At 74.0% G+C, this 6,893-nt stretch carries 6 protein-coding genes; 3 read left to right on the forward strand and 3 right to left on the reverse strand.

Annotation, left to right across the window (positions count from 1 at the left end):
• Positions 1 to 5: 5 nt before the first annotated feature.
• Both metG and ACFWDO_RS15300 read right to left on the reverse strand, forming a co-directional pair.
• The gene (gene metG / locus ACFWDO_RS15295; RefSeq protein ID WP_380324261.1) at positions 6 to 1,802 is read right to left on the reverse strand and encodes a methionine--tRNA ligase; all 1,797 of its coding nucleotides are present in this window, start codon (positions 1,800 to 1,802) and stop codon (positions 6 to 8) included.
• A gap of 72 nt (positions 1,803 to 1,874) precedes the next feature.
• Positions 1,875 to 3,029: a PQQ-dependent sugar dehydrogenase gene (locus ACFWDO_RS15300; protein ID WP_380324258.1), complete on the reverse strand. Its 1,155-nt coding sequence runs from the start codon at positions 3,027 to 3,029 to the stop codon at positions 1,875 to 1,877.
• Between the two features lie 104 nt (positions 3,030 to 3,133).
• On the opposite strand from ACFWDO_RS15300, the gene ACFWDO_RS15305 reads away from it, so the two are divergent.
• Positions 3,134 to 3,325 carry a hypothetical protein gene (locus ACFWDO_RS15305; protein ID WP_380324255.1) on the forward strand — a complete coding sequence of 64 codons (192 nt, stop codon included), beginning with the start codon at positions 3,134 to 3,136 and terminating at the stop codon, positions 3,323 to 3,325.
• Positions 3,326 to 3,375: 50 nt separating this feature from the next.
• On the forward strand, positions 3,376 to 3,975 hold the full coding sequence (locus tag ACFWDO_RS15310; protein WP_380324252.1) for an isochorismatase family protein: 600 nt from the start codon (positions 3,376 to 3,378) through the stop codon (positions 3,973 to 3,975).
• A 72-nt stretch (positions 3,976 to 4,047) separates the two neighbouring features.
• Here the strand turns inward: ACFWDO_RS15310 and rsmI are convergent, their stop codons facing one another.
• Positions 4,048 to 4,953, reverse strand: coding sequence for a 16S rRNA (cytidine(1402)-2'-O)-methyltransferase (gene rsmI / locus ACFWDO_RS15315; protein ID WP_380324249.1), 906 nt, complete (start codon positions 4,951 to 4,953; stop codon positions 4,048 to 4,050).
• A gap of 36 nt (positions 4,954 to 4,989) precedes the next feature.
• On the opposite strand from rsmI, the gene ACFWDO_RS15320 reads away from it, so the two are divergent.
• On the forward strand, positions 4,990 to 6,822 hold the full coding sequence (locus tag ACFWDO_RS15320; RefSeq protein WP_380324246.1) for a phospholipid carrier-dependent glycosyltransferase: 1,833 nt from the start codon (positions 4,990 to 4,992) through the stop codon (positions 6,820 to 6,822).
• The last annotated feature ends 71 nt before the right edge of the window (positions 6,823 to 6,893 follow it).

A 6,893-nucleotide genomic window follows, 5' to 3' on the forward strand; every position in this document is an offset into this window, starting at 1 on the left:
CCGCGTCACGCCTTCGCGCGCAGCCGCTCCAGCTCCTCCTCGACGATCGAGTCGTCGAGCTTGGTGAACACGGGGGCGGGCTTCGCGACCCCGGTGCCCGGCACGACGGGGCGCGACTCCCACGCCGGGAACCCGTCCTCGCCCCGGTAGTCGCCGGTGATCACCGGGTAGGTGCGCGAGTCGTCGTCCAGGTCGGTGACCTCGTCGATGCGCGGCTGGGGCGCGAACGTCCCGGTGCCGCCGAACGTCTCGTGCACCTGCTGCGCCGAGTGCGGCAGGAACGGGCTGAGCAGGGTGTTGCAGTCGCTCACCGCCTGCGTGACCGTGTGCAGCACCGTGGCGAGGCGGTCGGGGTCCGTCTTGAGCTTCCACGGCTCGGTCTCGGACACGTACCGGTTGACGTCGCCGACGACGCGCATGGCCTCGGCGACCGCCGCCCGCTGACGGTTGGACTCGATGAGCCCGCCCACCGTGCCGAACGCCGCGGACGTCGCGGCCAGGACGCCGCGGTCGACGTCGGTCAGCTCGCCCGGCGTCGGGACCTGCCCGAAGTTCTTGTGCACCATGCTCGCGGTGCGGTTGACGAGGTTGCCCCAGCCCGCGACGAGCTCGTCGTTGGTGCGGCGCAGGAAGCTGTCCCACGTGAAGTCGACGTCCTGGCTCTCCGGGCCGGCGGCCGCCACGTAGTAGCGGAACGCGTCGGGCTGGTAGCGCGCGAGCATGTCGCGGACGTAGATGACCACGCCGCGCGAGCTCGAGAACTTCTGGCCCTCCACGTTGAGGAACTCCGAGCTGACCACCTCGGTGGGCAGCTGCAGCGTCCCGTACGGGCCCGGCGCCCCGCCGCGCGTGCCCTTCCCGTCGTAGGCCAGCAGCTCCGCCGGCCAGATCTGGGAGTGGAACGTGATGTTGTCCTTGCCCATGAAGTAGAAGGAGCGCGCGGTCTCCTCGGTCCAGAACGCGCGCCACGCCTCCGGGTCGCCCGTGCGGCGGGCCCACTCGATCGACGCGGACAGGTACCCGATGACGGCGTCGAACCACACGTACAGCCGCTTGGTCGGGTTCTGCTCCCAGCCCTCCAGCGGCACCGGGATGCCCCAGTCGATGTCGCGCGTCATGGCGCGCGGGCGCACGTCGTCGAGCAGGTTGAGGCTGAAGTTCAGCACGTTGGGCCGCCAGCCCGTGCGGGTGCGCAACCAGTCCCCCAGCGCGTCGGCGAGCGCCGGCAGGTCGAGGAAGAAGTGGTTCGACTCGACGAACTTCGGCGTCTCCCCGTTGATGCGGCTGCGCGGGTTGATCAGGTCGATCGGGTCCAGCTGGTTGCCGCAGTTGTCGCACTGGTCGCCGCGCGCGCCGTCGTACCCGCAGATGGGGCAGGTGCCCTCGATGAAGCGGTCGGGCAGCGTGCGGCCGGTGGACGGGGAGATCGCGCCCATCGTGGTCTTCTCGACCATGTAGCCGTTCTTGTGCACCGTGCGGAACATCTCCTGCACGACGGCGTAGTGGTTGCGCGTCGTCGTGCGGGTGAACAGGTCGTAGGACAGGCCGAGCGAGGTGAGGTCCTCGACGATGACGCGGTTGTAGCGGTCCGCGAGCTGCTGGGGGGTGACCCCCTCCTGCTCCGCCTGCACGAGGATCGGCGTCCCGTGCTCGTCGGTGCCGGACACCATCAGCACGTCGTGACCCGCCATGCGCATGTGCCGGCTGAAGACGTCGGAGGGAACGCCGAAGCCGGCGACATGGCCGATGTGCCGCGGGCCGTTGGCGTAGGGCCAGGCCACGGCGGAGAGGATGTGGGTCACGCCCGCGATTCTAGGGTCCGGTCCGCGACGGCGTCCGTGCCGTCCCGCACCGCGAGCCTGGTCCGCGGAACGTCAGCGGAAGGTCACGCGCACCAGGCGGTCGTCGCCGTCGCGCGGGGACCCGCGGCCGTCGGTGTTGTTGGTCAGCACCCACAGCCCGTCCGCGTCGCCGCCGCCGCGGACGACGGGCGCGACGTTGCGGAGCCGGCCCAGCTCGCCGGTGAGCAGCGCCTGGGGTTCCCCGAGCGGGTCTCCCAGCGGCACCCGCCAGAGGCGTTCGCCGCGCAGGCCCGCGAGGTAGACGGCGTCGTCGGTGACGGCCAGGCCGGACGGCGACGCATCCGCCGTGGACCACCAGGCGACGGGGACCACGGTGCCGGCGGTCTCCTGCCCCTCGGTCCCCGGGCCCTCGACGTCGGGCCACCCGTAGTTGCCGCCCGGCTCGATCACGTTGAGCTCGTCCCAGGTGTTCTGCCCGAACTCGCCCGCGACCATCCGGCCCGACGCGTCCCACCCCAGGCCCTGGACGTTGCGGTGGCCGAGTGTCCAGACCGGGGAGCCGGGGTCGGGGTTGCCCGGCGCCGGGTCGCCGTCCGGCGTGACGCGCAGGATCTTGCCGCCCAGCGACCCCGGGTCCTGCGACGCCGCCCCGTCCCCCGCGTCGCCCGTGCCGACGTACAGGAACCCGTCCGGCCCGAACGCCAGACCGCCGCCGTCGTGGTGCCCGGCGCGGGGGATGCCGCCGAGGACGGTCGTGAGCTCGCCGAGCGTCGTCCCGTCCAGCGTGCCGCGCAGCACCGCGTTGTCGTCGGCGCCCGTGCGGTAGACGAAGACGTCGCCCGACGCCGGGTCGCGGGCCACGCCCAGCAGGCCGCCCTCGCCGTCGGGCGTGGTCTGCGCGACGAGGGTCTCCGCGCCCGGCCCGGCGACCTCCGTCGTCGTGCCGGCGTCGGGGTCCACGACCACCAGCCGCGCCTCGTCGCGCAGGCTGATCAGCAGCGTGCCGTCCGGCAGCGTGGCCAGGCCCCAGGGCACCGGGAGCCCGTCGACGACCGTCTCGACCGACACGTCGGGGGCGGGCTGCGGCGACGCCGAGGTCGGCGCAGGGGTGGAGGTCGAGGCCGACGGCGACCCGCCGTCCTCGGCCGGGCTGCACGCGACCGCCGCGAGGAGCAGCCCCACGACGGTGGCGACGCCCGCCGTGCGGCGGCGCAGGTGCCCGGCCATGCCTCCATCCTGCGGCGGCCCGCGTCCGTCCGTCGACCGGCACCGTCGACACCGCGTCCCGACGCTGGCATGATCACCCCAAGAGACGGTCAAGGGAGACTGCCATGTCGATCACGGAACGCCTGCGACTCCTGCTCCGGCGCGGCGAGAAGGTGTCCCCGCTCGAGCGCCCGCGAGACCTCCCGCCGCACTCCCCGGCCCCGTCGCTGGCGCACGAGCTGGGTCGCCCCGTCGCCGGCACGATGGCCGTGCAGCCGCTGTACTGCCCCGACTCCTCCGGCGGCGGGTACTGCTGACTCCCGGGGCCGCGCCCGGGCGAGGTCCGAGCGGTGGCAGGGTGGGTGCCATGACCGAGAGCACCGTCCCCGCGTCCGCGGGCCGCGCCCTGATCGTCGTCGACGTCCAGCCCACGTTCTGCGAGGGCGGCGAGCTCGCCGTCGACGGCGGCAACCGGGTCGCCGCGGACGTCGCGGCCTACGTCGCCGCGCACCGCGACCGGTACGAGATCGTCGTGACCACGCAGGACTGGCACGTCGACCCGGGCGACCACTTCAGCGACCACCCCGACTTCGTCGACTCCTGGCCGCCGCACGGCATCGCCGGCACGCCGAACGCGGAGCTGCACCCGGCCCTCGCCGGCCTGCACCCCGACGTCTCCGTGAAGAAGGGTCAGTACGCCCACGGCTACTCCGGGTTCGAGGGCACCGACGACGCGGGCCGCACGCTGGCGCAGGCCCTGAGCGACGCCCGCGTGGAGGCGGTCGACGTCGTCGGCCTGGTCGAGTCGCACTGCGTGAAGCGCACCGCTCTCGACGCCGTCGGGCTGGGCCTCGTCACGCGGGTGCTCACCGACCTCACCATCCCCGTCAGCCCCGAGCAGGGCGAGCAGGCCCGCGCCGAGCTGGCAGCGGCGGGCGTCGGGCTGGTCCCCTCCACCGCGAGGTAGTTCGACACTCGCCGAGGTAGTGGACTGGACCACTACTTCGGGGAGTGTCGGACTACCGCGAGGCCGTCCGTACTACCTCGCGGCGAGGGCGGCGGCGTAGAGGTCGCGCTTGGGCACGCCGGCGGCGGTCGCGACGTCGGCGACGGCGGCCTTGAGCCGCTCCCCCGCCGCGACGCGTGCCAGCACCTCGGGCACGAGGTCCTCGACGCTGGGCGCGGCGCCGGCCGGGGCCCCGCCGACGACGACGCAGATCTCGCCGCGCAGGCCGTCGCCGTCGGCCGCGCGGGCGTCCACCTCGGCGACGACGTCGGCGAGCGGCCCGCGCAGCACCTCCTCGTAGGTCTTGGTCAGCTCCCGGCACACCGCGACGGGCCGGTCCCCGCCGAACGCGTCCGCCATCGCGCGCAGGGTGTCGGCGATGCGGTGCGGCGCCTCGAAGAAGACCATCGTGCGCGGCTCGGCCGCGAGCGCCCCCAGCCACCGCGACCGCTCCCCCGGCTTGCGCGGGACGAAGCCGTCGAAGGTGAACCGGTCCGTCGGCAGCCCGGACAGCGCGAGAGCGGTCAGCACCGCCGACGGGCCCGGCGCAGCCGTGACGCGCTCGCCGCGCTCGACGGCGCGGGCCACGACGCGGTAGCCCGGGTCGGACACGGCGGGCATGCCCGCGTCGGACACCACGAGCACGGTGCCGCCGTCGGCGACGACGTCGAGCAGCTCGTCGGCGCGCGCCGCCTCGTTGTGCTCGTGGTACGACGTGACCCGCCCCCCGACCGTCACCCCGAGGCGCTGGGCGAGGGCGTGCAGCCGGCGCGTGTCCTCGGCCGCGACGACGTCCGCCTCGGCGAGCAGCCGGCGCAGCCGCGGCGACGCGTCCTCGGCGTTCCCGATCGGCGTCGCGGCCAGCACGACCGCCCCGGCCTCGGCGCGCGGGACGGGACGGGGTGCGTCGGCGGGTGCGACGGAATGCTCGGCGGTCATGGTGACCAGCGTCCCACGCCCCCTACGATGACCCGGGTGACCGCCCCCGACGCCGACGCCACAGCCACCGGCGATCCCGCGCCCGCGGGCACGCCGCCGGACCACGGCCGCCATCGCGCGGCCGACTCCCCGCTCCCCGGCCCCGAGGTCCCCGTCGCCGACGCCCCCGACCCCGGCGCCCGCGGCCACGACGGCGCCGGTGGCCTTCCGCCGGCGTTCCCGGGCGGCCCGGCGGCGGCGTTCCCGCCGGTCCCGGAGGAGGCGCCCGACCCCCGCTCCACGCAGGCGCGCCTGCTGGACCGGCTGCTCGGCGAGCGGCGGGTGCGGCTCGACCTGCGCCGCCGCGACCGGTTCTGGGGCTGGTTCGGCACGATCGTCGTGACGCTGCTCGCCGCCGCGACGCGGCTGTGGAACCTGGGCCAGCCGCACCAGCTCGTGTTCGACGAGACGTACTACGTCAAGGACGCGTTCACGCTGGGCCGGCTGGGCTTCGAGGCGCAGTGGCCCGACGAGCCGAACCCGGCGTTCGAGGCCGGCGACGTGCTCACCTACCTCGACAAGACGGCCTACGTCGTCCACCCCCCGATCGGCAAGTGGATGATCTGGCTCGGCATGGAGGCGGGCGGCGGCGCCACCAGCTCGTTCGCGTGGCGGCTCGCGAGCGCCGTCGTCGGCATCCTCGCCGTGTTCCTCCTGGTCCGGATCGCGCGCCGCCTCTTCGCGTCGTCGGCGATGGGCGTCGCCGCGGGCCTGCTCATGGCGATCGACGGCGAGGCGATCGTGCACTCCCGGACGGCGTTGCTCGACCAGTTCCTCATGCTGTGGGTGCTTGTCGCGTTCGGCTGCCTGGTCATGGACCGGGAGCAGGCCCGGCGGCGGCTCGCCGGCCGCGTCGCGGAGATCCTCGACGCGGGCGGCACCGTGGCGCGCTACGGCCCGCGGCTCGGGTTCCGCTGGTGGCGACTCGCCGCCGGCGTCAGCCTCGGGCTCGCGTGCGGCACCAAGTGGTCCGGGCTGTGGTTCGTCGCCGTCTTCGGCATCCTCACCGTGCTGTGGGACCTGGCGGCGCGCCGCGCGGCCGGCGTCGGCCGCTGGTGGGAGGACTCCCTGGTCGTGGACGCCGTGCCGGCTTTCCTCACGATCGTGCCCACGGCGTTCGTCGTGTACCTCGCGTCGTGGTGGTCGTGGTTCACGCACGCCGGCTCGTACCTGCGGCAGTGGGCCGCGGAGCATCCCGGCGAGGGAGTCACCTGGCTGCCCGACCCGCTGCGCAGCCTGCTCGAGTACCACCGGCAGATGTGGGACTTCCACACGGGCCTCTCCTCCGACCACCCGTACGCGTCGCACCCGCTGGGCTGGATCGTGCAGTGGCGCCCCACGTCGTTCTTCTGGGAGAAGCAGCAGCCCGGCGAGGGCACCTGCCCGTCCGACGCCGTGGATGCGTGCGCCCGCGCCGTCACGTCGCTCGGCAACCCGCTCCTGTGGCTGCTGGCGGCGCTCGCGATCGTCGCGACGATCTGGCTGGGGATCCGCTTCCGCGACTGGCGCGCCGTCGCCGTGCTCAGCGGTACGGCCGCCGGCTGGCTGCCGTGGTTCGCGTACGCGCCGCCGTTCAGCGACCGCACGATCTTCACCTTCTACACGATCGCGTTCACGCCGTGGGTGGTGCTGACCCTGGTCTACCCGATGGTGGTGGCCCTCGAACGCACCGAGGGGCGTCGCCGCGAGCGCGGCCTCGTCGTCGCGGGCATCCTCGCCGTCCTGCTCGTGATCCTCGCGGTGTCGGCGATCTTCTACCCGCTGTGGACCGGCATGCAGGTGCCGTACCCCTACTGGCAGAACGTCATGCGCCTGGAGTCCTGGATCTAGCCCCCGAGACGTTGTGAGCGGGCGTTTGGCCCTGTTTCGTCGACGAAACAGGGGAAGACGGCGGTCCTGTT

The organism is Isoptericola sp. NPDC060185, assembly GCF_042728595.1.
GTDB lineage: Bacteria > Actinomycetota > Actinomycetes > Actinomycetales > Cellulomonadaceae > Isoptericola.

Coding starts and splice junctions, on each gene's coding strand:
- rsmI (WP_380324249.1), bottom strand. CDS start 4,953: ATGACCGCCGAGCATTCCGTCGCACCCGCCGACGCACCCCGTCCCGTC.
- ACFWDO_RS15310 (WP_380324252.1), top strand. CDS start 3,376: ATGACCGAGAGCACCGTCCCCGCGTCCGCGGGCCGCGCCCTGATCGTC.
- ACFWDO_RS15300 (WP_380324258.1), bottom strand. CDS start 3,029: ATGGCCGGGCACCTGCGCCGCCGCACGGCGGGCGTCGCCACCGTCGTG.
- ACFWDO_RS15305 (WP_380324255.1), top strand. CDS start 3,134: ATGTCGATCACGGAACGCCTGCGACTCCTGCTCCGGCGCGGCGAGAAG.